The sequence below is a fragment of the Kribbella sp. NPDC049174 genome, from assembly GCF_043197365.1.
GTDB lineage: Bacteria > Actinomycetota > Actinomycetes > Propionibacteriales > Kribbellaceae > Kribbella.
This window is the reverse complement of sequence record NZ_JBICSZ010000005.1, coordinates 466,843-492,270: the sequence shown is the minus strand read 5'-3', so window position 1 is coordinate 492,270 and position 25,428 is coordinate 466,843. Positions and strand designations below refer to the sequence as shown.

23 protein-coding genes are annotated in these 25,428 nt (G+C 69.6%); 13 read left to right on the top strand and 10 right to left on the bottom strand.

Annotated features, from left to right (window positions below):
- Positions 1 to 18: 18 nt before the first annotated feature.
- Positions 19 to 1,302, bottom strand: a complete 1,284-nt coding sequence (locus ACGFIF_RS27370) for an HD-GYP domain-containing protein (RefSeq protein WP_393158331.1) — start codon at positions 1,300 to 1,302, stop codon at positions 19 to 21.
- Between the two features lie 338 nt (positions 1,303 to 1,640).
- On the opposite strand from ACGFIF_RS27370, the gene ACGFIF_RS27365 reads away from it, so the two are divergent.
- Both ACGFIF_RS27365 and ACGFIF_RS27360 read left to right on the top strand, forming a co-directional pair.
- Positions 1,641 to 1,715 carry a 50S ribosomal protein bL37 gene (locus ACGFIF_RS27365; protein ID WP_369759046.1) on the top strand — a complete coding sequence of 25 codons (75 nt, stop codon included), beginning with the start codon at positions 1,641 to 1,643 and terminating at the stop codon, positions 1,713 to 1,715.
- A 302-nt stretch (positions 1,716 to 2,017) separates the two neighbouring features.
- On the top strand, positions 2,018 to 4,483 hold the full coding sequence (locus ACGFIF_RS27360) for a helix-turn-helix domain-containing protein (protein ID WP_393158329.1): 2,466 nt from the start codon (positions 2,018 to 2,020) through the stop codon (positions 4,481 to 4,483).
- A 25-nt stretch (positions 4,484 to 4,508) separates the two neighbouring features.
- Here ACGFIF_RS27360 and rsrA read toward each other — a convergent pair whose 3' ends face one another.
- From rsrA to ACGFIF_RS27335, 5 genes are all read right to left on the bottom strand, one after another.
- Entirely contained in the window at positions 4,509 to 4,787 is a 279-nt protein-coding gene (gene rsrA, locus ACGFIF_RS27355) for a mycothiol system anti-sigma-R factor (RefSeq protein ID WP_328518789.1), read from the bottom strand.
- Positions 4,784 to 5,398: a sigma-70 family RNA polymerase sigma factor gene (locus ACGFIF_RS27350; RefSeq protein ID WP_132207908.1), complete on the bottom strand. Its 615-nt coding sequence runs from the start codon at positions 5,396 to 5,398 to the stop codon at positions 4,784 to 4,786. The genes rsrA and ACGFIF_RS27350 overlap by 4 nt, the downstream gene beginning before the upstream one ends.
- A gap of 130 nt (positions 5,399 to 5,528) precedes the next feature.
- Positions 5,529 to 6,161 carry an alpha/beta family hydrolase gene (locus tag ACGFIF_RS27345; RefSeq protein WP_393158327.1) on the bottom strand — a complete coding sequence of 211 codons (633 nt, stop codon included), beginning with the start codon at positions 6,159 to 6,161 and terminating at the stop codon, positions 5,529 to 5,531.
- Positions 6,162 to 6,213: 52 nt separating this feature from the next.
- Entirely contained in the window at positions 6,214 to 6,999 is a 786-nt protein-coding gene (locus tag ACGFIF_RS27340; protein ID WP_393158326.1) for an SOS response-associated peptidase, read from the bottom strand.
- A gap of 133 nt (positions 7,000 to 7,132) precedes the next feature.
- The gene (locus ACGFIF_RS27335) at positions 7,133 to 7,948 is read right to left on the bottom strand and encodes a hypothetical protein (protein WP_393158325.1); all 816 of its coding nucleotides are present in this window, start codon (positions 7,946 to 7,948) and stop codon (positions 7,133 to 7,135) included.
- Positions 7,949 to 8,218: 270 nt separating this feature from the next.
- Here ACGFIF_RS27335 and ACGFIF_RS27330 point away from each other — a divergent pair, with 270 nt between their 5' ends.
- The 6 genes from ACGFIF_RS27330 to ACGFIF_RS27305 all read left to right on the top strand — a co-directional run bounded on the left by ACGFIF_RS27330 (position 8,219) and on the right by ACGFIF_RS27305 (position 17,562).
- The gene (locus ACGFIF_RS27330) at positions 8,219 to 10,468 is read left to right on the top strand and encodes a sigma-70 family RNA polymerase sigma factor (RefSeq protein ID WP_393158324.1); all 2,250 of its coding nucleotides are present in this window, start codon (positions 8,219 to 8,221) and stop codon (positions 10,466 to 10,468) included.
- 247 nt (positions 10,469 to 10,715) lie between these two features.
- Positions 10,716 to 12,005, top strand: a complete 1,290-nt coding sequence (gene aspS, locus ACGFIF_RS27325; protein WP_393158323.1) for an aspartate--tRNA(Asn) ligase — start codon at positions 10,716 to 10,718, stop codon at positions 12,003 to 12,005.
- Complete coding sequence (locus tag ACGFIF_RS27320; RefSeq protein ID WP_393158322.1) at positions 12,005 to 12,874, top strand: phosphotransferase family protein; 870 nt, start codon at positions 12,005 to 12,007, stop codon at positions 12,872 to 12,874. Before aspS ends, ACGFIF_RS27320 begins: the two co-directional genes overlap by 1 nt.
- The gene (locus tag ACGFIF_RS27315; protein WP_393158321.1) at positions 12,867 to 14,132 is read left to right on the top strand and encodes an ArgE/DapE family deacylase; all 1,266 of its coding nucleotides are present in this window, start codon (positions 12,867 to 12,869) and stop codon (positions 14,130 to 14,132) included. Before ACGFIF_RS27320 ends, ACGFIF_RS27315 begins: the two co-directional genes overlap by 8 nt.
- A gap of 9 nt (positions 14,133 to 14,141) precedes the next feature.
- Positions 14,142 to 16,730: an ATP-binding protein gene (locus tag ACGFIF_RS27310; protein ID WP_393158320.1), complete on the top strand. Its 2,589-nt coding sequence runs from the start codon at positions 14,142 to 14,144 to the stop codon at positions 16,728 to 16,730.
- 127 nt (positions 16,731 to 16,857) lie between these two features.
- Complete coding sequence (locus ACGFIF_RS27305) at positions 16,858 to 17,562, top strand: alpha/beta fold hydrolase (RefSeq protein ID WP_393158319.1); 705 nt, start codon at positions 16,858 to 16,860, stop codon at positions 17,560 to 17,562.
- 46 nt (positions 17,563 to 17,608) lie between these two features.
- Here the strand turns inward: ACGFIF_RS27305 and ACGFIF_RS27300 are convergent, their stop codons facing one another.
- Positions 17,609 to 18,448, bottom strand: a complete 840-nt coding sequence (locus ACGFIF_RS27300) for an aminoglycoside phosphotransferase family protein (protein WP_393158318.1) — start codon at positions 18,446 to 18,448, stop codon at positions 17,609 to 17,611.
- 84 nt (positions 18,449 to 18,532) lie between these two features.
- Between ACGFIF_RS27300 and ACGFIF_RS27295 the strand changes: the two genes are divergently transcribed.
- From ACGFIF_RS27295 to rsgA, 4 genes are all read left to right on the top strand, one after another.
- On the top strand, positions 18,533 to 19,258 hold the full coding sequence (locus tag ACGFIF_RS27295) for a DsbA family protein (RefSeq protein WP_393158317.1): 726 nt from the start codon (positions 18,533 to 18,535) through the stop codon (positions 19,256 to 19,258).
- Positions 19,259 to 19,318: 60 nt separating this feature from the next.
- The gene (locus ACGFIF_RS27290) at positions 19,319 to 19,897 is read left to right on the top strand and encodes a DoxX family protein (protein WP_393158316.1); all 579 of its coding nucleotides are present in this window, start codon (positions 19,319 to 19,321) and stop codon (positions 19,895 to 19,897) included.
- An 84-nt stretch (positions 19,898 to 19,981) separates the two neighbouring features.
- The gene (gene aroA, locus ACGFIF_RS27285) at positions 19,982 to 21,253 is read left to right on the top strand and encodes a 3-phosphoshikimate 1-carboxyvinyltransferase (RefSeq protein ID WP_393158314.1); all 1,272 of its coding nucleotides are present in this window, start codon (positions 19,982 to 19,984) and stop codon (positions 21,251 to 21,253) included.
- On the top strand, positions 21,253 to 22,251 hold the full coding sequence (gene rsgA, locus ACGFIF_RS27280; RefSeq protein WP_393158313.1) for a ribosome small subunit-dependent GTPase A: 999 nt from the start codon (positions 21,253 to 21,255) through the stop codon (positions 22,249 to 22,251). The genes aroA and rsgA overlap by 1 nt, the downstream gene beginning before the upstream one ends.
- Here the strand turns inward: rsgA and ACGFIF_RS27275 are convergent.
- Positions 22,244 to 22,738, bottom strand: coding sequence for a DUF2231 domain-containing protein (locus ACGFIF_RS27275; protein ID WP_393158311.1), 495 nt, complete (start codon positions 22,736 to 22,738; stop codon positions 22,244 to 22,246). The two genes, rsgA and ACGFIF_RS27275, sit on opposite strands and share 8 nt — an antisense overlap.
- 304 nt (positions 22,739 to 23,042) lie before the next feature.
- Here ACGFIF_RS27275 and hisN point away from each other — a divergent pair, with 304 nt between their 5' ends.
- Entirely contained in the window at positions 23,043 to 23,822 is a 780-nt protein-coding gene (hisN, locus tag ACGFIF_RS27270; protein ID WP_393158309.1) for a histidinol-phosphatase, read from the top strand.
- Here the strand turns inward: hisN and ACGFIF_RS27265 are convergent.
- Both ACGFIF_RS27265 and ACGFIF_RS27260 read right to left on the bottom strand, forming a co-directional pair.
- Positions 23,806 to 25,044 (bottom strand): RNA polymerase sigma factor, encoded by a 1,239-nt coding sequence (locus tag ACGFIF_RS27265; protein ID WP_393158308.1) that lies wholly within the window; start codon positions 25,042 to 25,044, stop codon positions 23,806 to 23,808. The genes hisN and ACGFIF_RS27265 overlap by 17 nt on opposite strands.
- A 16-nt stretch (positions 25,045 to 25,060) precedes the next feature.
- A complete protein-coding gene (locus tag ACGFIF_RS27260) occupies positions 25,061 to 25,405 on the bottom strand; it encodes a YciI family protein (protein ID WP_393158307.1) in 345 nt (114 codons plus the stop codon).
- Positions 25,406 to 25,428 lie beyond the last annotated feature (23 nt).

Sequence of the window (25,428 nt, the reverse complement as noted above, 5' to 3'; positions counted from 1 at the left end):
CCGCCCCACCCTGCGTACTCATTCCGGGCCGGCCGCCGATCCGGAGGCACCGCCGGCACTGCCCAGACTCAGGTCGTCGTGGTCGATCGCCCCTTCGACCTCGGCGTTCGGCGCCGGCCGCTCCGCTGCCGCGGGCGCCCAGCCCTGCTGCTTGATGACCTCGACGAACGCGTCCACCAACTGCGGGTCGAAATGGGTGTGGCGATCCTTGAGCAGGATCTCGAGCGTCTCCTCGACGCTGCGCGCCGGCCGGTACGACCGGGTGGAGGTGAGGCAGTCGAACGCGTCGACGATTCCGATGATCCGCGCGAAATACGGGATCTTCTCCTTGCTCAGGCCGGCCGGATAGCCGGTCCCGTCGTACTTCTCGTGATGGTGCAGGACAGCCGACTTGACCTCTTCCAGAAAGGGGATGTTGCCGATCAGTTCCACCCCACGCGCGGGATGCAGGCGGATCGCGTCCATCTCCGAGTCGTCCAGTCGACCGGGCTTGCGAATGATGTTGGTCGGTACGCCGACCTTGCCGACGTCGTGCAGCAGTCCCGCATGTTCCAGGGCTTGCTGCCGATCGCCGGGCAAGCGCAGGTGCCGGCCGAGCATCCCGACCCCCTCACTGACGCGCTCGGAATGACCCCGGGTGTACAAGTCCTTGGTCTCGATCACCTGGATGAACGCCCGCATCGTGGCCGCCTGGGCCGCGCGCTCGACCGCGTCCTGCGAAAGAGCCCAGCGGGCGACGACCAACGGGACCAGGGTGAGCAGACCGGCAATCACGCCGAGGCCGCTCAACCACATCAGCGCCATGACCAGGCCGAGGTAGCCGTAACCGAGCATCGGGAGGGCGGTCGGGACGACGACCTCGCGGAAGAAGGCGCGAACGACCGTCCGGCCGCGCTCGAGCCACAGGACGCCGGACATCAGCAGCGCGTTGACACACTGATGGACGATGCCGGTCAGGGTGACGGCAACAATGGCCCGAGGGACGTCATGGAGGGCGGAGTCGCCGATCGGACCGTCGACAGCGACATAGGCCACGGCACCCCCGGCCGCCGAAAGAATCCGCTGACCGCTGTTGAACACTCGCTTGATGATCGGAACCCGCCGAGCCTGGACCAGCGAGCCGACACCGGCCACGACCACGGCTGCCGCGGGTCCGGCGATCACGTACACGGACATCAGCACGATCGACGCCAGGGACGCGCCCTGCGTCGGACCATGCGGAGACCTGAGCGCGCTGCCGATCAAGACCAGCACACAGAGGCCGAACACCGTCAGGTAGTTCGACAGCGTCATTGCAGACATGACACAGACGACCATCGCCGCAACGGCGACTCCCGAGACCAACAGGCGTAGCCCTGCTCGGTGTAAGGCTGACGTCATGTAGTGCCTTCAGGGGTTTGGTCACCAGTCCCAGTTGTCCGAGCCCATCGTAAGTCACCTCCGATCAGCGGCGTAGTCTTGAAACCCAGCGGGGTGAGCTTCAGGGGGGCAGACAGCGCGGCGCTGACTCTTGTGAATTTTGCTCATCCGTCGTGCGCCGAAACACTGTAAGCCAGACCGTGACCCGCCGCACGGACTGAAGACTCTCCCGTGATATGAGAGACTGTGACTCTTTGCAGTTGTAACAAGGAGGCTTACTAATGGGCAAGACCGGCCGCAAGCGCCGCGCACGCAAGAAGAAGGGCGCTAACCACGGTAAGCGCCCGAACGCCTGACCCAGGCGGCTACAGACAGCAAGGACCCCGGCCAAAACCGGGGTCTTTGCAATTTGGTTACGGGTCGGTTCAGACCACCATTCTCAGAGGTCTTGTCATCGGAGCGTCCGCGGCCGAACACCCATTGCAATCATCAAACGATCGTTTGGCTTTCCCTCGGTGTGATCTGCCGCACCAGCCAAACCGGTCCAGTCGGGCTGTGGATAACGCCAGCGCGGGTCGGCCGGGCCTCCTAGAGTTAGCTCCGGCATGCAACACAGGCCGTACCTGGCTGCATTCGATCAGTGAGGGAGGTGGGTGACTTGGCCACGGAGAGCCTGGGCGTACTGCTGCGCAGGTACCGGACTCGCGCGAGCCTGACCCAGGCCGGCCTCGCCGACCGGGCCGGCCTGAGCGAGCAGGCGATCAGCGTCCTCGAACGCGGTACCCGCAGCCGGCCACGCATTGACACCGTCCGGGCACTGACCGCAGCGCTCGGTCTGAACGCCGAGGAAGCCGCGCAGTTCCTGGCCGTTGCGCGAGGCAAGGGCCGCAAGGCCCGGCCCACTGCGCCCGACACCGAGATCCCGGCCGCGATCGACTCCCTGCCGATGCCATGGCAGCTACCGCCGACCATCCCAGACTTCACCGGCCGCGCGGCCCAGATCGAGGCAATCCTGGCGGCCCTGCGAGATCCCTCCGGACGCAACGGCGCGGTCGGCCTGGTCGCGGTGACCGGCATGGGCGGCATCGGCAAGACCGCGCTGGCCGTCCAGGCCGCGCACAAGCTCGTCCACAGCTACCCCGACGGCCACCTCTATCTCAATCTCCGCGGGTACGGGCCGGGCCAGCCGATGAGCATCGGAGACGCTCTGCGGCAGTTGCTTCGCTCCCTCGGTCTGGACCTGCAACTGATCCCCGAAGGTGTCGAGGAGGCGGCTGCGCTGCTGCGGTCACAGCTGGCCGGTCGCCGCGTGCTCATGCTGCTGGACAACGCGACCGACGTACCGCAGGTCATGCCCCTTCTGCCGGGCAGCCCGGGGTCGGCCGCGATCATCACCAGCAGGGGTTCGATGTCGGCCCTGTCCGGCGCGCGGCAGATCCGGCTCGACGCGTTGTCGGAGTCGGAGTCCGCCGAGCTGCTGTCAGGCGTCATCGGGCCGGACCGGGTCGCGGCCGAGCCGGGAGCCGCTGAGAGTCTCACCCTGCTGACCGGCCGGCTGCCCTTGGCGGTCCGGCTGATCGGTGCCCGGCTGGCCGCTCGGCCGAACTGGCCGATCCAGCACCTGGTCGACCTGCTCGAGGACGAGGGCGGGCGCCTGGACGGCCTGGGTTCCGACGAGACCGGCGTCCGCGCGAGCATCGCCAGCTCCGTCCAGTTCTTGCAGACCAGCGACCGCAGCCTCGATCGGGAAGCCGCTCAGGCGCTGCCGATGCTGAGCGTCCCGGACGGAGCGGACCTGCTGACTGCTGTCGCCGCACAGTTGCTCGACATTGGTGTTCGGCAGACCGACGCCATCCTGGAACGCCTTGTCGACCTCAACCTGCTCGACTCGGTCGCCCCCGAGCGCTACCGCTTCCACGACCTCATCCGTACCTACGCCCGCGAGCTCGCAGAGCAATCCCTCACCCCGGCCGAACGCGACGCCGGCCTGGAACGCATCCTTCGCTTCTACATCGGCTGCGCCTGGACCTGTCATGAGCTGACCCACGAAACGAGCCCCCGGCTGTCTCTGGCCACGATTCGCAGCACGCCGTTCCCGGCGTTGGCCGACATGACCTCGGCATTGCGCTGGTTCGATGACGAACAGCGCAACTTGATGGACCGGGTGGCCCAGGCGTCGGCCTCGACGCTGGCCGGATCGGCCTTGTTCCCCGAGCTCGCGCTCGCGCTGTTCGGCTACAACGAGCCCCGGCGTCGCTGGGTCGAGATGCGAGATCTCGGTCGTGGCGTGGCAGAGATCGCTCAGCGGCACGGCCTGCCGAGGATGGCGGCCTGGCTCCAGCACGACAGCGCGATCCCCGAGGTCGAGAACGGCGACCTGGAATCGGCCGCCGCCTATCTCTTCACGGCCCTGGACATGTTCCGTGCGCAGTCCGACCTCGCGGGCCAGGCGCGCTGCTGCTCGTCGCTGACGTACGTCCTTGGCCACCTCGGCCGGATCGACGAGGCGTTGGCGTTCGGCGAGCAGTCACTGCGCCTCAGCCAGGAACTGGGGGACGCGACCCTCGAGGGCGTCGCCTACGTCGCAGTGGGGGGTCTCTACAACCGCGCCGGTGCGCACGCTCGCGCCGACGAGGCCTTCGACCGCGGCATCGCGCTCGCGCAGAAGTTCGGTGACTCCCGCTCGGAGTTCAAGCGCTACATCAACGCGGGCTTCTCGCATCTCCTGGTCGGCCGGCACTCCGACGCCATCGACCGCGCGCAGCGCAGCCTCGTGCTCGCGGAACAAGCTCACGACGACGTCGGCCAGACGGAGGCTCATCAAACGCTGACACTAGCGTTGGCGGCCCAGGGCGATTACAAAACCGCCAGGGAACATGCCGAGGCCGGGCTGATGTTCGCCCGGCGGGTAAAGAATACGATTCGGGAGGGCCGTCTGCTCCTCGAATTGGCCCGGATCAACGCCGCGGCCGGTGACCGTTCCACCGCCACGGCCAATGCCACCGCGGCGGTCTCCGTGCTCGCCGGAGTTTCGCCGATCCATGAAACCTACGCCAAAGATCTATTGGCCCTGTTACAGCGCGGTGCCCCGTACACCTACACCTTTACCACCCACTCGATCTGAACGGCCGGAACTGCGGCGGCCGTGTTCAGTCGGTGGTGGTGATGGTGGTTTCGACCTGGATTTGGGTCAGGCGGAGGAGGATTTTCTGCCGGAGTGCGTCGGGGGCGTGATCGGAACCGCAGGAGCGGTGGACCAGTTTCTTCACGCAGCGTTCCAGGTCGTATTCGTCCAGGCACGGCGCGCACTCTTCCAGGTGCTGCCGGATCTCGTCGGTGCTGGCGTCCTCGAGTTCGTTGTCGATGAAGACGTACACACGCTGCAGGATCTCGCTGCAGTCGACGTCGTGGTGCTCGCCGCAGCTCACGACTCCTCCTCGGTTCCGGTCTCGTCGGACGGGATCAGGCCCCGGTCGCGCGCGTAGTCGCCCAGCAGGTCACGCAGCTGGCGGCGGCCACGGTGCAACCGTGACATCACGGTGCCGACCGGCGTCCCCATGATGTCGGCGATCTCCTTGTAGGCAAAGCCCTCGACGTCGGCCAGGTAGACGGCCAGCCGGAAGTCCTCCGGGATCGCCTGCAGGGCTTCCTTGACGTCGGAGTCGGGCAGATGCTCGAGTGCGACCGCCTCGGCCGACTTCAGGCCGCCGGGAGTGTGCGACTCGGCGGCGGTCAGCTGCCAGTCCTCGATCTCCTCGGTCGGCGACTGCGTCGGCTGGCGCTGCCGCTTGCGGTATCCGTTGATGAAGGTGTTCGTCAGGATCCGGTACAGCCACGCCTTCAGGTTGGTGCCGGGCGTGAACTGGTGGAACGAGCTGTACGCCTTCGCGAAGGTGTCCTGGACCAGGTCCTCGGCGTCCGACGGATTACGGGTCATCCGCATCGCCGCGGCGTACATCTGGTCGAGGAAAGGCAGCGCCTCGCGCTCGAAGCGCGCGGTCCGCTGCTCGGGTGTCTCTGTGGTGGTGGGAGTGGGCATCGTGATCGAGAATACCGGGGTCTTCCCCAAGCTCCGCGCCGGAGCCTCCCTCGTCGCCATCATGCCTGCCACAACACGCCCGGGCGCGGGGGCATTCCCGCCTCAGACCACGGCCTTCAGCCGCTGACCACTATCCGGACACTTCGCGGCTGACCCACTCGAACACGGCCTCGACGAGCACGTCGTACGCCTCCTGCTGGCTCAGCTCCGCCCGCTTCGGCACCTTGAACGAGTGCTCGGCCTCCGGCACGACGGCCATCTCGGTGAGCGGCGGGAATTCCTCGGGCGTCCCGAACGGGTCCCGCTCCCCCTGCACGACCAGTGTCGGCAGCCCCGCTCCCTGTAACTCGTCGACCCGGGACTTCTCCGGCTTGCCCGGTGCATGCAGCGGAAAGGCCAGCGCCAGTACGCCGGACGCCCCCAGGCTGCTCGCCGTCCGGCAGGCCACCCGGGCGCCGGCGCTGCGGCCGCCGATCACCAGCGGGGTGCGGATCCGGAGCTGCCCGATGATCGCGATCCAGGCCTCGTCGAGGATCTTCGGCCCCGGGGCGAGTTTCCGCCCGGCATGGCGCCACGGCTGCTCGATCAGGAACACGTTGATGTCCTGCTTCGGCAACCTCGAGGCCAGCGCGGCCAGGTCACCCGAATCGATCCCGCCCCCGGCACCATGACCGAGGGCCAGCGTCGCCACCGGCCGCCGGGCCCGATGCGCCACGATCCGGGCGTCCCCGTGCGGCGTCCCCACAATCCGTTCGTCGGTCACCGCCCCATCCTGTCATCACCGGGGGACGGATCGGCGCTGTGCGCGCGGTGCGTCAGAAGAGAGTGGTTTCGGTGTCGATGGGGTCGGCACCGTCCGGCGGCAGCGGATCGATCAGGTGGGGTCCGTTGTTCTTGACCGAGCTGACCGCCCTCGAGACGGCGTACGCCTCCAGCCGGCCGGGCGCGGCCGGCACCAGCAGGTCGAGGAGGTCGTCGGGGTCGGAGCTGAGCGGGTCGAGCCAGGCGTCGTACCGCTCCCGCTCGACCAGCAACGGCATCCGGTCGTGGATGCGGCCCAGGTCATCGGTGGCCGTGGTGGTGAGGACCGTGCAGGTCCACAGCCAGGCCTCGTCGGAGTCGGGGTCCTCGACCGACTTGTCCCGCCAGATCTCGTACAGCCCGGCCATCGCCAGGACGCCACCGTCGGCCGGGTGGATGAAGTACGGCTGCTTGACCGGCTTGCCGTTCACCTTCTGCTCGGACTTGTACCACTCGTAGTACCCGTCGGCCGGCAGGATGCAGCGCCGGGTCGCGAACGCCTTCTTGAAGGCCGGTTTCTCCGCGACCGTCTCCATCCGGGCGTTGATCAGCCGGCTCCCGATCGAGGTGTCCTTGGCCCACGACGGCACCAGCCCCCACTTGACCGTCGTCAGCTTGCGGACCGTCTCGTCCGGCACCTCACGGTTCTTCCGCTCGACGACCGCGATCACCGAGTCGGTCGGCGCGACGTTGTAGTTGTCCGGCAACTCCTGCACGGACTCCCGCACATTCCCCGCCTCGATCTCGAACTCGACGACGAGATCGCTGGGGTCCCGGCTGGACGCGTATCGACCGCACATGGGACACAGCCTAGTCAGCACCGCCGACAGTTCTCGAGGGACAAGCGGCGGCGGATTGCCCACCCCGTGATGGGCAATCCGCCGCCGGCCTGATGCGTCCGGGCGCCCCCCTGTTGGCGTCCGGACGCAGGTCCTAAGGTCTGGCCAGTTCGTCGAGCACCCGCCCGGCCATGGCGTCGGTGCTCGGTAGTCCTTCGATCCAGATCCGGGCCAGCTGGGGTACGTCGGTGTCCAGCCGCCACTGGGTGATCAGGGTTCGTACCGTCTCGACCTGCTCCGGCAGGTTCGGCTCGCGGCCGACGAGCGCCGCCGCGCGGTGTGAGCCGACGCGGCCCAGTACGTCACCGCCGTAGAACACGATCCGCAGGCACTCCGCGACGTCGACGAGCCGGAGCTCGCGGTCGAAGGGCGTCGTCCCCGGAGGATTGAGCGGCTCGACAACCACCAGTGCGTGGGTCTGCGGTACGGAAGTTCCACGGAATTCTGCCTCTCGATAGAGCTCGCCGAGGCGGGACCGCAGGTGCGACAGGCTGGACAGCCCGGTCAGCGGGTCCTCGCAGGACAGCGAGTGGAGGTAGACCAAAGAGGCCTCGGCCCAGCTGGAACTGAGTGCGCGTACCGCGGCGAAAGCCGGCTCGCCCCCGGCGATCGAGCGGTACAACGCACTCAGCCCATCAAGTGCCTCGAGCAACGAGACTCCGTCGGCCGCCAACTGCCGGCCGACCTCGTCGCTCGCAGGCACGACATCGGCACCGTCATGGAGCGCCTCGGCGATCGCGAGATAGGCGCTGTGGTCGGTGCCAGCTGTGCCGTGCGAGTCCCTCCACTCGCACGGTTGCTCATCAGGGGACGACGCCTCCGGCCGGGTCCGGGCGGGCGACCCCGCCAGGTTCAGGGACTTGGCCGGACGCAGGTCGAACCGTCTGCGGATGTCCGCGAACAGCGACATGGCCCTCCTCGAATAGCCCCGTCAGTCTCCCGACCGGTCGGCCGGAAGCGTCGTTCCGGGAGTGAGACAGAGCACGGCGAGCTTCATGACGCGGATTCGCCAAACTTTTTTCGCGTAACTTCCCCACTACCGCTCTCGTCAGGAAAGGAGCACAGTTCCGCGTCAGGAAACGTGCGCGCAGCCGTCCCACGTGGGAACCTTGTTCCCGGCAACGATGTGACGGACGGTGACAACGTTGCACGGACAGTCGTGACACCCTCGGGGAGACAGATGGAGACGCCGGAAGGACCGAGCGACGCCGAACTGATCGCGCGTGTCCGCAACGGCGATCTCGAGGCGTACGGCGAACTGTTCGGCCGGCACCACCACGCCGCCGAGCGGATGGCCCGCCAGCTCGTTCCGGCCAACGACGCCGACGACCTGGCCAGTGACGCGTTCGCCAAGGTGCTGGACGCACTGCGCTCCGGCGGCGGCCCGGACATCTCCTTCCGGGCCTACCTGCTGACGACGGTACGGCGGGTGCATGTGGACCGGATCCGGTCCGGCCGGAAGGTCCAGGCCACCGACGACATCGCGTCGTACGAGCGGGAGCCGGAAACCTTCGACGACCCGACCGTCACCGGCTTCGAGAGCGGCGCGGCGGCGAAGGCGTTCGCGAGCCTGCCCGAGCGGTGGCAGGCCGTGCTCTGGCACACCGAGGTCGAGGGCGAGAAGCCCGCGGCCATCGCTCCGCTCCTCGGCCTGACCGCCAACGGCGTCTCCGCGCTCGCCTACCGCGCCCGCGAGGGTCTGCGGCAGGCCTACCTGCAGCAGCACTTGGCCGACGTGGCCGGTGACCGCTGCCGCTGGACCACCGAGCGCCTCGGCGCGTACGTCCGTGGCGGCCTGACCAAGAGGGAGAACCGCAACGTCCGCGAGCACCTGGACGACTGCGCGATGTGCACCGCGGTCTACCTCGAGCTCGTCGAGGTCAACAGTGCGCTGCCGGCCCTGCTCGCCCCGGCCCTGCTGGGCACCGCGGGCCTCGGCTACCTGGCCGCCGCCTCCGGCGCGAAGGTCGGCCTGGTCGGTTTCGTCGTCACCGGCTGGAAGAAGGCGACGGAGAACAGCACCCGGACGGCGGTCGGCGCCGGAGCGGTCGTGGTCGTCGCGGTCGCCGCCGTACTGGCCGCGATGGCACTCACCGGCAACGACACTCCCCCGGCGGCGATCAACAACCCGCCGGCGCAGCAGCCGACCCAGCCGCCGGTCCAGCCGCCGACGGTTCCGCCGGTGAAGCCGCCGACGGTCAAGCCGCCGTCCGCGAAGCCCACGACGGCTCCGACCACCGCGCCGACGTCCGAACCGACCGAGCCCTCGCCCGAGCCGACGCCCACCCCGACTCCGCCGGCACCGACGACCGCGACTCCGCCGGCCACACCCACTCCGCCGGTGCCGACGACGCCGATCCTGGACGAGGGCCTGCTGACGATCAGCATGCCGCCGGGCGGCGGCGGTCCCACCACTCGCGCCGTGGGGACGCAGGCTGAGGCCGTCAGGTTCGTCATCACGATCAGGACCCCGGCGGGGAGCCAGGACCCGGTGGTCGTCGGCATCAAGTACGGCTCCGCCCTCAAGTGGCCGCTCAGCGGCAACCCGAGCGGCTGGACCTGCACTCCCGCGTCCGGCACCTGCACGGCGACCAACTCGGCCGCACCGGCGCCGCTCCCGGTCAGCTTCGACTCCCCCACCGGCGGGACCGCGGCTCAGCGGACCTTCACCGTCTCGGCGAAGACCGGCCGGTACTACGACGACGACTCCGAGACCCTGACCGCCCCGCCGCGGACCGACGAGAACCTGCTGAAGATCGTCGCCGGCAAGCCCGACCCGGACGTCCATCACCGGATCCTGACCGTTGCTCCCGGCACGGACCGGTCGAGCGTGACGCTGAAGATCACCTACGGTTCCTCGCTCGAATGGCCGATCGCGGCGAGCCCGGCCGGCTGGAAGTGCACGGTCAAGTCCCAGACCTGTACGGCGCTCAACCCGGCCAGACCGGCCCCGCTGCCGGCGGACTTCGACGTACCGACGGACGGCTCGTCAGCCGCGCGGACGTTCACCGTGGCCGCGACGGCCGGGCTGGTGAGCGACACGGACTCGCAGACACTGCCGGTGATCCAGCAGGACGAGTCGCTGCTGCAGATCATCACGCCGACACCGCAGACCGACCCGAACCCGTTCGTCTACAACCGGTTCCTGAAGGTGAACGGTGTCGCCAACCGCCGGGTCACCCTGGACATCTCCTGGGGACGCAACCTGTCGTTCCTGTCCGCGCTCGACCAGGGCTGGACCTGCTCGCGCTCCACCGACGTCCGGCGCGCGACCTGCTGGACCGACAACTACCGCAAGCCGTTCAACTCCGAGTGGAGCTCCTGGCTGCCCGGCACCGGCGCGGCCAACCAGATCACCGTGCACGCCCGGGTCGGCGGCCGGGAGGACACCGACTCCGCCCAGATCCCGCCGACCACCGGGCGGCGCTGAAACCGGGTTGCCGGCTGCATTACTCTGGATCTGTTCGCGCTGACGGAACCAAGTAGCGCCGTACGCCATGTTCGAGAGAGTCGCCGGTTGCTGTGAGGCGATACATGGAGCGGTGGCGAAGACACTCCTGAGCGAATGCACGGCAAGAGGCCGGGTCCGTCGGATCCGGTGAAGGTGTGGTGGCACCGCGAGATCCCCTTCGCCCACACCTCCGGGGTACGAGAAACGACCTGGAGGTGAAACAGCGATGCGCATTCTCAGTCATGAGATCCCCTCAGCAGTAGGCCAGACCGTCACGGTGGCCGGCTGGGTGCACCGAAGACGACGGCTCGCCGCCGTCAGTTTCCTGATCCTGCGCGACCGGTCCGGCCTGAGCCAGATCGTGGTCAAGGGCCAGGAAACGCAGGCACTGCTGGACGAACTCGGTGAGGAGACCGTCGTCCAGGTGACCGGTACGGTCGCCGCCAACCCGCAGGCACCCGGTGGTGCGGAGATCGTCGACCCGGTGATCGAGCCGTTGACCGAGCCGGCGCAGACGCCGCCGATCGAGCTGTGGCGACCCACGGTCGGTGCCGGCCTGCCCGTCGTACTGGACAACGCACCGGTGGCGCTGCGGCATCCGGCCGTACGGGCGTACTGGGAGATCGCCGCGGCGGCGATGCACGGGTTCCGGGAGGCTATGGGTCACCAGGACTTCACCGAGATCCAGACGCCGAAGATCGTCGGTACGGCGACCGAGTCCGGGGCCAACGTGTTCGCGCTGGACTACTTCGGCGGCCCGGCGTACCTGGCCCAGTCGCCGCAGTTCTACAAGCAGACGATGGTCGGGGTGTTCGAGCGCGTCTTCGAGGTCGGTCCGGTGTTCCGCGCCGAGCCACACGACACCGTCCGGCACCTGGCCGAGTACGTGTCGCTGGACGCGGAGTTCGGGTTCATCCAGGACCATCGCGACGTTCTCGCCGTACTGCGGTCGACGGTCGCGGGCATGCTGTCGGCGGTGGGTGAGCGGGCTGCTCCGGCGTTGGAGCGGCTCGGGGTGACGTTGCCGGAGATCCCGGTCGAGGTGCCGCTGCTGCACTTCAGCGAGGCGCTCAAGATCGCCGGTGCGGACCCGGACGAGCCGGACCTGGCACCGGCCGACGAGCGGGCGATCGGCGAGTGGGCGTTGCGCGAGCACGGCAGCGAGTTCGTCGCGGTCGAGGGCTACCCGATGGTGAAGCGGCCGTTCTACACGCATCCGCAGCCGTCGGACCCGCGCTGGTCCAACTCGTTCGACCTGCTGTTCCGGGGCCTCGAACTGGTCACGGGCGGCCAGCGACTGCACCGCTACAGCGACTACGTGGCGGCGTTGGCGGCGCGGGGTGAGTCGGCGGAGGCGCCGGCGTACAGCTCGTACCTGCAGGCGTTCAAGCACGGGATGCCGCCGCACGGCGGGTTCGCGATCGGGCTCGAGCGGTTCGTGGCGCGGCTGACCGGCGCGGAGAACATCCGCGAGGTCACGCTGTTCCCGCGCGACCTGCACCGGCTGACGCCGTAGTGGACACCACCGAGTCGGTTGTCGCCGAGGTAAACGTTGCCCTGGGCACCGATTATCAGCTGGTGCGGCAACTGCCCGGTGGTCTCCAGTCGAGCGCGTACGAGCTCACCGCCGGCGGGACCCGGGTCGTCCTCAAGTGGAGCGACGACCCGGGCTGGGCACCGCGCGTCCGCCGCGCGGCCGAGCTCGTCCGGCGGGCCCGTGCCGTCGGCTATCCGACCCCGGACTGGCTTGCCGTCGGCACCACCGCGGCCGGATCGCCGTACCAACTGCAGGAATTCGTCACGGGCGTCGGTCTCCACGACGCGTCGACGATCGGGCCGTCCCTTGCCAGGGAGCTGATCGCGATCTGCGAGACGCAGCGAGAGCTCGTCCCGGACCGCGACTCGAACTGGTCGGTGTGGGCCGCCGGAGTCGTCTTCGACGGCTGGGACGGAGTGTGGGACCGCGTCCGCGGGTACGGCGGTGAGACCACCGACCTGATCGAGCGGTACGACGAACTGTGCCGGCCGTACCGGGGTCAGGACCTCCCGAGCGACGATCTCGTCCACGGAGATCTGAATGTCGGCAACGTGATTGTCGACAATGGACGGGTCGCCGGCATCATCGACATCGAGGCGGCCGGCGGTGGGTCCCGCGCGTACGACCTGATCTCACTGGCGACCTCGGCGGCACGTGACGGCGCACCGGCCGGAGTCGACGAACTGTTCCTGCAGGCCGCACTGCGGGCCGGCGGCCGCGCCACGGTCGCGGTCTGCGCCGCGGCGGCATACGCGAGTGTCGCGGAGTTCGTCCGCGACCGCTCGACGTACTCACAGCACCGCGTCCACCACGGCGCACGCCGCCTACTGGAGCTGCTGGATGCATGATGTGCACATGCTGAGTGAGGTCGAGCGGCAGGTGTTGGCTGCGGTTGACGACGAGCGGATTGTCGACGATCTGCGGGAGCTGGTGCGGATTCCGAGTGTTGACGGCACGGCCGGCGAGGCGGAGGTGCAGGCGTGGTGTGCGCGGCGGTTGACCGAGCTCGGGTTGAGTGTCGACCACTGGCGGATCGATCTGCCGTCGGTGACGGCGGACCCGGAGTTTCCGGGGATGGAGGTCGAGCGCGACCAGGCGTGGGGATGCGTCGGCGTCCTCGGCGGGGACGGGACACCGGGGCTGATCCTCAATGGACATGTGGATGTGGTGCCGCCGGGTGAGCTCGGCTTGTGGCCGGACGGGGACCCGTTCTCGGCGCGGATCGAGGACGGGATCATGTGGGGCCGCGGGACCTGCGACATGAAGGGCGGGGTCGCGGCGATCCTCGGTGCGACCGCGGCGATCGTTGCCTCGGGCATCCGGTTGCGCAAGCCGCTGGCCGTGCACACCGTGATCGGCGAGGAGGACGGTGGCGCCGGTGCGTTCGCGACCTTGCGGCGCGGTCACACCGGCGAGGCGTGCCTGATCGCCGAACCGACCGCGGGCTGCGTCATCCCGGCCAACGCGGGCTCGCTGACCTTCCGGCTGGAGGTGCCCGGCCTCGCGACGCACGGCTCGACCCGGACCCGCGGGGTCAGCGCGATCGAGAAGTTCGTCGTGATCCAGGCCGCGTTGCAGGCGCTGGAGGCCGAGCGCAACCGCGATCCGCATCCACTGCTCGCGCACCTCGACCTGGCGAACCCGCTGTCCGTCGGCACGATCCACTCCGGCGACTGGGCCAGCACCGTGCCCGACGTACTCGTTGCCGAGGGCCGGTACGGCGTACGCCTCGGCGAACCGGTCACCGCGGCCCGAGAAGCCTTCGAGTCCGCGATCGCCGAAGCCTGCGCCAAGGACGACTGGCTCCGCGACCACCCGGTCAAGGTCACCTGGCCCGGCGGCGCCTTCGCCTCCGGTGTGCTCCCCGCCGACGACCCGTTCCTCGCTGACACCCTCGAAGCGGCGGGCGACCCCACGCCGGAGGTCAGGGGCGCGCCCTACGGCTCGGACCTCCGCCAGTACGCCGCTGCCGGTATCCCCACCCTCCAGTACGGCCCCGGCGACGTCCGCTACGCCCACGCCACCGACGAGCACGTCCGCCTCACCGAAGTCCTGCACACTGCCCGCACCTACGCCCTCTTAGCCCTCCGCCGCTGCGGCTGGTAGAAATCCCGCATGAAGCCGTTGCGCGGGCGTTCAGAGGAGCTCGGCCGGCTCCTGGACGCTCTGCGGGCGGCTGAGACCGGCCAGGCGTCTCTTGCCGTCGTCACGGGTGAGCCAGGCATCGGCAAGTCCGCACTGCTGCAGGCAGCCGTCGAGCAGGCGGAGCGCCGCGGCTTCCTGGTAGCCAGCGCAGCGGCTCACCAGACCGACAACATCAGCCCGCTCGCCTCGCTCGCCCCTGCACTCCGCGCCGGCCCACACCCCCTGATCGACACCGAGCACTTCCTGGAGCTGGCAAGCCTCAACACCCAGCCCCTCTGGCTGGCCGAACGCCTGGCCGACCTCATCGGCCGTCGCCTCGCCGACACCGCCGCCGTGATCGTCCTGGACGACGGCCAGTGGTCCGACCCGCTCACAGCCTTCGTACTGCGCGTGGTCATCGCCCGCCTCTCCGCCACAAAGCTCCTCTGGCTCGTGGCGACCAGACCGGTCCCTGGCGGCGTGACCGACCAACTGGCCGACGCAGTCCGCCCACAGGTCCCTGTCCACCACCTCAACCTCACCCCACTCACCCCCGACGCCATCCAGGACATCGCGGCCGACCTGCTGAACGCACCGGTCGACCCTGCGCTCGCTGTGCAGTTGGCCGGCGTCCAAGGCATCCCGTTCCTCGCCGAGCAACTCATCGCCGGCCTCTACCTCGACAACCCCGCAGACTCGACCGGTCCCCTCCCTACCGGTCTGGTCGAAGGCGTCCGGCGTCGTACCAGCGGACTGACCGAGCTCAGCCGCACCCTCGTGCGGACGTCTGCAGTGTTCGGTAGCGAGTTCCGGCTGGAGGACGTCGCGGTACTGATGGCTGAGCCGGTCGCCAAGCTGGCCGTGCCGTTGGAGGAGGCGATCCAGGCCGGTCTGCTCACCGACGCCGGTTCGGTACTGCGGTTCCGCCACGAGCTACTGCGGTCCGCCGCGCTGGCCGACGTACCACCGTCTGCTCAGCGCGCGCTGCACGGCGCCATCGCGGGTCAACTGATCTCAGCCGGACGCGGAGCGGCTGCAGCGGCTCCACACGTGCTCGCGGTCGCACAGCCCGGCGACGCTTCCGCCATACACACATTGCGTGAGGCGGCTCAAGACCTGCTCGCGACGATGTCGACGACTGCGGCCGAGGTCATCCAGCAGGCGTTCGACCTGACGCTGGTCGACGAACCACTCCGGGCCGAGGTCGGTGCGGACGTGGTCAGCGTCCTGCTCGCGGCCCGCCAGTACGACCGCGCCAAGGCCTTCGCCGAGGACCTGCTCAGCGGTACGGCGCTCTACCGCGGTCCCATCACCCCTGACCTCCGGGCGTCGCTCCGCCTGCGGTTGGCCCCACAGCAGTGGGCCACTGGCCGCCTGGCCCCACAAGAGCTCACCGTCCCCGGCGCAGCGCCCCACCTGGCTGAGCGCCTCGCCGCGTACCGAGTCCTGGCAGGTGCAGAAGCTCCCAGCGCAGCCGAGGAACCCGGGGCACGGGCTGTGCTGCAAGTGGCCGCGGCAGAGCGTGCGCGCGCCGAGGGCCGGTACGAGGAAGCCCGGGATCTGTACGTCGAGGCCAGGGCGACAGCTACTGATCTGCCGGACACTCTGGTCGAGGTGGGCGAGCTCTACTGCCGCGCACAGGCTGACGAGCTTCCAACGGCGCTGGAGCGCGTGCGCGAGCTACTGCGCGCCGGCGACTCGTGGTCAGCACCGCAACTGGCAGTCCTCCGCGCACGGCTCGAACTCGCCGCCGGCAACCTGCAAGACGCAGAAGAGGCCGCCAAGACCGGACTCCGCTGGATGGCTGACCTCCACGACGCAGCCCACGCACCAGTCGCTCAGCAGGTCCTCGCCCTGATCGCTCTCCTCCGCGGCCACCTCACCGAGGCCCGGGAACTCGCGGGGCACGATCCGACCATCAACGCATTGCTAGGCCTCGCCGACGGCGACACCAAGGCCACCACCCGGCTGTACGACGTACCACTCGACTTCCCCGAACGCACCGACGTACTCCTCCTGGCCGACGCCAAGGACCAACTGGAAGCGCAAACCGCGGCCACCCCTTCGACAGCCTTCCGCGGAGCTGCGGAGCTGGTGGCCGCTGGCAACGACCTGAAGAGGTTGGCCGCGGCCACCGAACTCCTGCGCGAAGCCCACAGACCAGTGCTCCTAGCCAGAGCCGAGGAACAGTACGGCCGGGCCGAGCTCGAGAGCGGCGACCGGTCCACCGGCATCGCAACGCTGGAGCACGCCCTCGACACCCTCACCAGGCTCGGCGCGACCGCACCGGCCGCCAGGATCCAGTCCGTGCTCCAGGCGGCCGGCGTACGGCGGCGTCGCTGGGCCGCCGTACCGCCGCGAGCCCAGGAGGGCTGGGAGGCTCTCACGCCGATGGAGCGCCGGGTCGCGCTGCTCGTCGCCGAGGGGCACACCAACCGCTCGGCTGCCGAGGAGCTCGTCCTCTCCGCCAGCACCGTCGGCACCCATCTCCGGTCCGCCTTCGGCAAACTCGGCGTCAACTCCCGGGTCCAGCTGACCCGACTCGTGCTCGAAAGGTTCACCCCTCCCCCGAACGCATGAGATTTGGGTGCACGCGAGTCGTCACAGGCGAGTTTCGACGCACGTGAGTTCGGCTGTTCGGTCGATCCGGCGGATCGCCCCCAAGCGGTTTCCTTCTAGCACCATCAACCGAAGGAGATCGAGAGCAATGACTGACAAGACCCCCACCGTCGTCCTGGTCCACGGCGCGTTCGCGGACGGTTCGAGCTGGTCCGGCGTGATCGAGGAACTGGCGAGCCGCGGCATTCCCGCCCTGGCCGCGGCGAACGAGCTGCGCGGCGCCGGGATCGACGGCAGCCGGGTCGCCGCCCTGGTGCGCGAGATCGACGGCCCGGTCGTCCTGGTCGGGCACTCGTACGGCGGCGCGGTGATCACCACCGCGGCGAACCAGGCCGACAACGTCACCGGCCTCGTCTTCGTCGCCGCGTTCGCCCCGGACGAGGGCGAGAGCCTGCAGGGCCTGATCGGCAGCTTCCCCGCGAACGACTTCGCCTCCGGGCTCGTCCCGCACACCCTGCCGACCGGCGACGGCGGCGAGGAGACGTTCCTCAGCCTCGCGGTCGACAAGTTCCCGGCACTGTTCGCCGCCGACGTAGCGGACGCCGAGATCCTGGGCCGGTTCCAGCGGCCGATCGCGGCCGCGGCCTTCGAGGAGAAGTCCGGCCCGGCGAGCTGGAAGCGTCTCCCCAACCACTACCTGGTGGCCACCGGCGACCAGGCGATCCACCCTGAGGGCCAGCGCACGATGGCGGCCCGCGCCAACGCCACCACGATCGAGGTCGACGCCTCGCACGCCGTCTCGGTCTCGCAGCCGAAGGCCGTCGCGGACCTGATCGAGCAGGCCGTCCGCTGACGCAACCCAGCCGGCCGACCCCCGCGCGGGGTCGGCCGGCTGGGTCTTACAAGAGCCGGTCCAGAGTCCGCCGCCCCGCGGGACCCCAGATCGGCTTCCCACCGGGAAGGCCCTTGTCGCCGGCATCGCCGATCGAGATGAGGGCGAGGGCCTTGCCGACCGCGCAGCCGCGGGCACGGGTGATCGTGGCCTCGTCCGCCACCGCGTAGGCGTCGAAGAAGCGTTCCGCCGCGCCGTCGGGAAGCAGGATCCAGGCGGCGGCCAGATCGGTGGCGGGATCGCCATGGCTCAGGTCGCCGAAGTCGATCACCCCAGCGAGCGTGCCGTCCGCGACGACGACGTTCGCGGGATGCAGGTCTCCGTGCAGCCACACCGGCGGACCGGTCCACTCCGGCGCGGCGACCGCCTCCGCCCAGATCTTGCGGACCGCGTCGTCCACCTCGATGCTCGCGAGGGTTTCCTCGAAGCCGAGCTCCAGAGTCCGGAGCGGAACACCCCGGCCGGGGCTGACCGGCGCGCCCGCAGGTGCTTCCTCGTGCAGCGCCCGGAGGAACGCCGCCAAGGTGTCCGCGGCCCGCTCGTCGCTGATCGGCGTACGGTCGGCCGGTTCTCCGGCTACCCAGGTGGTGACGAGCCAGGTGTGCGGGAACTGCTCGGTCGGTTCCCCGATCCGCTGTGGAACCGGCACCGGCAACGGCAGCCGCGGCGCGAGCTCAGGCACCCAGCGATACTCCTTCTGCAGCAACTCCGGGCCACGAGGCGTCCGGGGCAACCGCACCGCCAGGTCGTCTCCGAGCCGCCATTGCTGGTTGTCCCAACCGCCGACCACCTGCCGCAGTGGCAGGTCGGCCAGATCTGGATGTTGCTCCTGTAAGAGTCCGCGCACCAGTTGTTCGTCCACAGGGCGTCAGACGCATCACACCGGCGCCTGGTTGGGAATGCGACCGGATTGGGTGAGGTTGCCACCAGCATGCGTATTGATGTGTGGTCCGACGTGGTCTGTCCGTGGTGCTACATCGGGAAGCGGCGGCTCGAGCAGGCGCTGGCGGAAAACGACGACCAGGCCGAGATCGTCTGGCACAGCTTCCAGCTGGACCCGTCCGCCACGAACGACGACCCCAGGGACCTGCCGACCCGGCTCGGCGAGAAGTACGGTCGCGGCCGCGAGTGGGGCGTGCAGGCCAACGCGCACGTGACCGAGATCGCCGCTGAGCTCGGGCTGGACTACCACCTCGACCAGGCCAAGTCCGCCAACACCGTCGACGCACACCGCCTGCTCCACCTGGCCCGCGAGCTGGTCGACGCCGGCCAGGTCCCCGCCGACACCCAGGACCGGCTGAAGGAGCGCCTGCTCAAGGCGTACTTCACCGACGGTCTCCCGGTCGGCGACCACGCAACCCTGGCCGGCCTGGCCGAGGAGACCGGCCTCCCGTCCGACCGCGTCGCCGAGGTCCTCGCGAGTACGACGTACACCGAAGAAGTGGCCGCGGATCAGGCCCAGGCGCTGGCGTACGGCGCGAACGGGGTGCCGTTCTTCGTGATCGACGAGAAGTACGGCGTGAGCGGCGCGCAGCCGGTGGAGGTGTTCCGCGAGGCGCTCCGCCGGGCGAACGCGGACCGCAAGCCGGTCACCCTGATCACCAGCCCCGGCGCGACCGACGACGCCGCCTGCGGACCGGACGGCTGCCCGATCTGAGTCTGAACGGCTGAGCCGTGGGTACCGGGAGTCATCAGAAACGTGGTGTATGAAGGAGGCATGACTGTCGTGCGCGCACTGGCCAGGCCGTTGCTGTCCATGATCTTCGTCGTGCAGGGTGCGAATTCGATCCGCAACCCGGAGCCGCTGGTGCCGAAGGCCCAGCCGGTGACGGACCGTTTGGTGCCGATGGTGAAGCGGGTCGCGCCGCCGCAGGTCAGCGACCGCATCCCGGAGACCACGGTGAACCTGGTCCGCCTGAACGGTGTCGTCCAGGTGCTCGGCGGCCTCGCGCTGGCGAGCGGCAAGGGACGTCGGCTGGGTGCCGCGACGCTGGCCGCCACGCTGGTCCCGGTGACCGTGGCCGGGCACCCGTTCTGGCAGGTGAAGGACAAGGAGTCCCGGGCCGTCCAGCGCGTCCAGTTCATGAAGAACCTCGGCCTGCTCGGCGGACTGCTGCTGGCAGCGGTCGACACCGAGGGCCAGCCGGGTCTCGCCTGGCGGGCCACGCACGGCGCCCGGGCGGCGAAACGCGAGACCAAGCGCGGCGCCAAGGCAGCCAAGCGGGAGGCCAAGCAGCTCGCCCACGAGGCGAAGCAGGCGGCCCGGATCGCGAAGGCCGAGCTCCACCTGGGCTGAAACGCTCTCACTCGCGCGCTCCCGGACGGCTGGAAGGTCCGGGAACGCTAGGCTCAGTGCTGAGAATCGAGCCGAAGGAGTGGGATGAGCACGGAGCAGGGCTGGGCGGCACCGCGGGCGACAGGACCGGTCAGCGGCCGGATCACGGTACCCGGATCGAAGTCGATCAGTAACCGCGCGCTCATCCTCGCCGCGATCGCGGACGGCCCGTCCCACCTGACCGGCCTGCTCGCGGCCCGCGACACCTCGCTGATGCGGTCCGCCCTGGTCTCCCTCGGCGTCGGCATCGCGGACAGCGGCGCCCAGGTCACCGTCACCCCCGGCTCGCTCAAGGGCCCGGCGAGCGTCGACTGCGGCCTGGCCGGCACCGTCATGCGATTCGTCCCGCCGGTGGCCGCGCTCGCCGACGGCGTGATCGAGTTCGACGGCGACCCGTACGCCCGCGAGCGCCCGATGAACGTCATCCTCGGCGCCCTGCGCACCCTCGGCGTGCGGATCGACGACCACGGCACCGGCCGGATGCCGTACGCCGTCTCGGGCGCGGGCTCGGTCCGCGGCGGCAACGTCACGTTGGACGCGTCCGGTTCCAGCCAGTTCGTCTCCGCGCTGCTGCTCGCCGGCGCCCGGTACGACGAGGGCGTCGACATCCGCCACGACGGGAAGCCGGTGCCGTCGCAGCCGCACCTGGACATGTCGGTGGGGATGCTGCGCGAACGCGGCGTTCAGGTGGACGACAGCGAGCCGAACCGGTGGGTCGTTGCCCCCGGCCCTATTCGGGCGCTGGACACCAAGATCGAGCCGGACCTGTCCAACGCCGCGCCGTTCCTGGCCGCGGCCGTCCTCACCGGCGGCGAGGTGACCGTGACCGGCTGGCCGGCGCCGACGACCCAGCCGGGCGATCAACTGCGCGACATCTTCAGCCACTTTGGCGCCGAGGTGACCCGCACCGACGACGGTCTGACCGTGCACGGTACCGGCCGGGTCCAGGGCGTCGATCTGGATCTGAGTCAGGTCGGTGAGCTGACGCCGGTCATCGCGGCGGTGGCTGCGTTCGCGGACGGGCCGTCGTACCTGCGGGGGATCGCTCATCTGCGCAACCACGAGACGGACCGGCTGGCGGCGCTCGAGCAGGAGTTCAACGCGCTCGGCGGCGACGTGACGCAGACGGCCGACGGGCTGGAGATCCGGCCGAAGCCCTTGCGGGGTGGGCTTTTCGGCACGTACCACGACCACCGGATGGCGCACGCGGCCGCCGTACTCGGGCTGCTCGTCGACGACCTGCGGATCGAGAACATCGGGACCACGGCGAAGACGCTGCCCGAGTTCCCCGAGCTCTGGTCGGGGCTCGCCGGCTGATGTCGCGGTACGACGAGGAGGCCCGGTACGACCGGCCGAAGCGCCGGACCCGGCCGCGGACGAAGGACCGCCCCTCGTACGACGACGCCGCCACCGGCTTCGTCATCACCCGCGACCGCGGCCGCTACACCTGCTGGGTCGAGCCCGGCGACCGGGTCGTCACCGCGATGAAGGCCCGGCAGCTCGGCCGCAAGGGCGTCATCGTCGGCGACCGGGTCAAACTCGACGGCGACGCGAGCGGCACCGAAGGCAGCCTGGCCCGGATCGTCGAAGTACTCCCCCGGACGACGCTGCTGCGCCGCTCGGCCGATGACGACGACCCGGTCGAGCGCCCCCTGGTGGCGAACGCGGACCAACTCGTCATCGTCGTCGCCGTCGCCAACCCCGAACCGCGGACCGGCCTGATCGACCGCTTCCTCGTCGCCGCGTACGACGCCGGGATGCGCCCACTGCTCTGCTTGACCAAGACCGACCTCGCCGACCCGGATCCGCTGCTCTCGATCTACCGCCCACTCGGTGTGGAGTCAGTGGCAACTCACGAAGGCGGCGACCTCAGCGGACTCCACGAGCAACTGGACAACCGCACCAGCGTCCTGGTCGGTCACTCCGGCGTCGGCAAGTCCACGCTGGTCAACGGCCTCATCCCCGGTACCGACCGGGCGATCGGCGTGGTCAACGAGGTGACCGGTCGTGGGCGTCATACGTCGGTCAGTGCGCTGGTCCTGCGGTTGCCCGAAGGCGGCTGGATCATCGACACCCCGGGCATCCGCTCGTTCGGCCTGGCGCACATCGACCCGGACAAGCTGATCCACGCCTTCCCCGACCTGGCCGAGGTCGCCGAGGACTGCCCCCGCGGCTGCACCCACACCGAGACCGCACCCGACTGCGCCCTGGACGAAGCCGAAGGCGTCGACCGCGAACGCGTCGCGTCCTTCCGCCGCCTCCTGGCAAGCCGCGAGGGCCGCGACAGTCCCTCCACCCAGCCGGAAGCTACTTAGGCGGCAACTGCCCGTCCCACACGGCCTTGGCGCCCGCGTCACCCGTGCGGATGGTCTGCCAGATGACCAGTACGCCGATCACCACGACGGCAGCGCTGGTGACGAGCTCCAGGGGCTTGCTCTTCGTTGCCTTCGCACCCTTTCCGCTGGCCAGCGCGGACGTCCCGCCGAGCAACAGGAACGCGGCGACCGCAACCACCGCGAAGATCAGGCAGAACCAGAACAGCAGGTCGCCCCGCTCCTCATGCACCCGCACCGCCTGCTCCAGGGTCGGGACCGCGGCGACGAACGCCTGCCCGCTCTCCTTCGCGACGTACGCGAGGACCAGCGAACCGAGCGCGAGCAGCAGAGCCGGCCAGCGGAGCAGCCAGCGCCAGCGCGGCAGCACCGCGAAGGCGATCGCGGTGAGGGCGGCCACCGGCAGCACGACCACCGCGGCATGGATTACCAGCACGTGCAGTGGCAGGTCACCGAAGCGCTCGAACATTGACGCCTCCAGGGCAGTCGTCGACGTGATCAGACACTAACTGCACGTTCAACGACCACGTTCGGTTCAATCCGCGCCGCAACCGTTCCGCAACCTTTGCCGACACCTGTGCCTCCTCAAGAGACGTTGGTGCGACTGGCGGTGGTCCAGTCGTTCGCTGGCAAGGCGGAGGAGGAGAGCAATGCGGAGCATTGCGCGACGACGACAACGCCGCCAGCGGGCGACTGGGGCGCCGCCAGGCGTGCCGAACGTTTCTTGAGGAGGCACTACCCCGCTGAGCGGCCGGTCAGGCTAGCCTTCCGGCATGCCTTCGCACACGGATGACCTGCGGCTCGCCCACATCCTGGCCGACGACGCGGACTCGACCACGATGGACCGCTACAAGGCGCTCGACCTGCACGTGGCCACCAAGCCGGACCTGACCCCGGTGAGCGAGTCGGACAAGAAGGTCGAGGACGTGATGCGCAAGACGCTCGCCCGGGCCCGCCCGCGGGACGCGTTCGTGGGCGAGGAGGACGGCACGTCGGGCTGGGGGGTGCGCCGCTGGGTGGTCGACCCGATCGACGGCACCAAGAACTACATCCGGGGCGTCCCGGTCTGGGCGACGCTGATCAGCCTGATGATCGAGGACCAGGTGGTCGTCGGCGTGGTCTCCGCCCCGGCCCTCGGGAAGCGCTGGTGGGCGTCGTACGGCGACGGCGCCTGGACCGGTCGCGCACTGCACTCCTCCCAGCCGTGCCGGGTCAGCGATGTGAGCAAGATCGAGGACGCGTCGCTGTCCTACGCCTCACTCAAGGGCTGGGAGAAGCTCGGCAAGAAGAACCAGTGGGCCGACCTGATGGACTCCTGCTGGCGGACCCGCGCGTACGGCGACTTCTGGTCGTACATGCTGGTCGCGGAGGGCGCTGTCGACATCGCCGCCGAGCCCGAGCTGAACCTGTACGACATGGCCGCGCTGGCCATCATCGTCGACGAGGCCGGCGGCAAGTTCACCTCGGTCGACGGCGTCCCCGGCCCGAACGGCCCGAACGCGGTCGCCACCAACGGCCGCCTGCACGACGAGGTTCTCAAGCGTCTCGACTGATCCGCCGGGCCAGGAACTCAGCCTCCACGGCGTTGCTCGTGAACGCCAAGGCCTCCTCGTACGCCGCGCGCGCCTCAGCATCCCGGCCGGTACGGCGAAGCAGCTCAGCCCGCGTGGACGCGAGGTACGGATACGTGGACAGCGCGGGATTGTCAGCCAACGGCTGCAATGCGACCAACCCCGCCTCCGGACCGTCGACATAACTCAACGCCACCACGCGATTGAGCGCGACCACCGGTGATGGCCACCGGGCCAGCAGCAGGTCGTACAACCCGAGGATCTCGGTCCAATCGGTGTCCTCCCACCGCTCCGCCTCGGCGTGTACGGCGGCGATCGCGGCCATCAACCCGAATCGCCCAGCCGGCCGCGCCAGCGCCTCGTGCACAAGTTCGAGCCCCTCGGCGATCAGCGACCGATCCCACAACGCCCGATCCTGGTCCTCCATCAACACCAACCGCCCGGCATCGTCGACCCGGGCCGCCTGCCGCGCCTGGGTCAGCAACAGCAACGCGAGCAGCGCCGCCGCCTCACCGCTGTCCGGCAGCAGCAGTCGCACCATCCGGGCGAGATCAAGCCCACGCCGCGCCAGATCCGGCCGCGTCAGCCCATCGCCATCCGCCGCCGTGTGCCCCGCGGTGTACACCAGGTGTACGACGTCCAGCACGACGTCGATGCGCTCCGGCAGATCGGTCAGCCGCGGGATCCGGTAGGCGATCCCCGACTGGGAGATCTTGTGCTTCGCCCGGGTGATCCGGGCCTGCATCGCGGTCTCCTTCACCAGGAACGCCTTGGCGATCTCGGTCGACGACAACCCGCAGACGAGCCGCAGCGTCAGGGCGATCTGGGCCTCCTGCGCCAGCGCCGGATGGCAGCAGGTGAACACGAGCCGCAGCCGGTCGTCCGGGAACACACCGGCCGCGACGTCGGCGTCGTCGACCGGATCCGGCATCAGCAGCGGAAGCTTGCGCTCCGACACCGCGGCCCGCCGCCGATGCTCGAGCGCCCGGCGGGTGGCCACGGTCGTCAGCCAGGCACCCGGCCGACGTGGGATGCCCTGGTTCTGCCAGTGCACCAACGCCTGTGCGTACGCGTCCTGGACGCAGTCCTCGGCCAGGTCCAGGTCGGCCGCCACCCGGGCGGTGGCCGCCAGGACGAAGGCCCACTCGCTCTCGTGAGCCTCCTGGACCGCCCTGGCGACCGCGCCCGTACTGATGGTGTTCACATGCCGAGGCTGTTCATCACATGCCGATGATGGGCCGCACTTCGACCCCGCCCATCGGGGACGGCACCTGCTTGGCGATCGCCAGCGCCTCGTCCAGGTCCGCCGCCTCGATCACGTAGTAGCCGCCGATCACCTCCTTGGTCTCGGTGAACGTCCCGTCGGTGACCACGAACCCACCGTTGCCGTCCGAGCGGATCGACGTCGCCGTGTTGCTCTCCCCCAGCTGCGCACCGCCCCGCAGCGCCGGCCCGTTGGCCTCCGCGAAGGCCTGGTGGCGCTTGTGGTTGAGCTCGGCCACCGAGGGGTCCGCCCCGGCCCACGCCGACTCGTCGTCGTAGATCATCACCAGGTACTTGCCCACTGGTATCACCTCTCCTTGGAAGG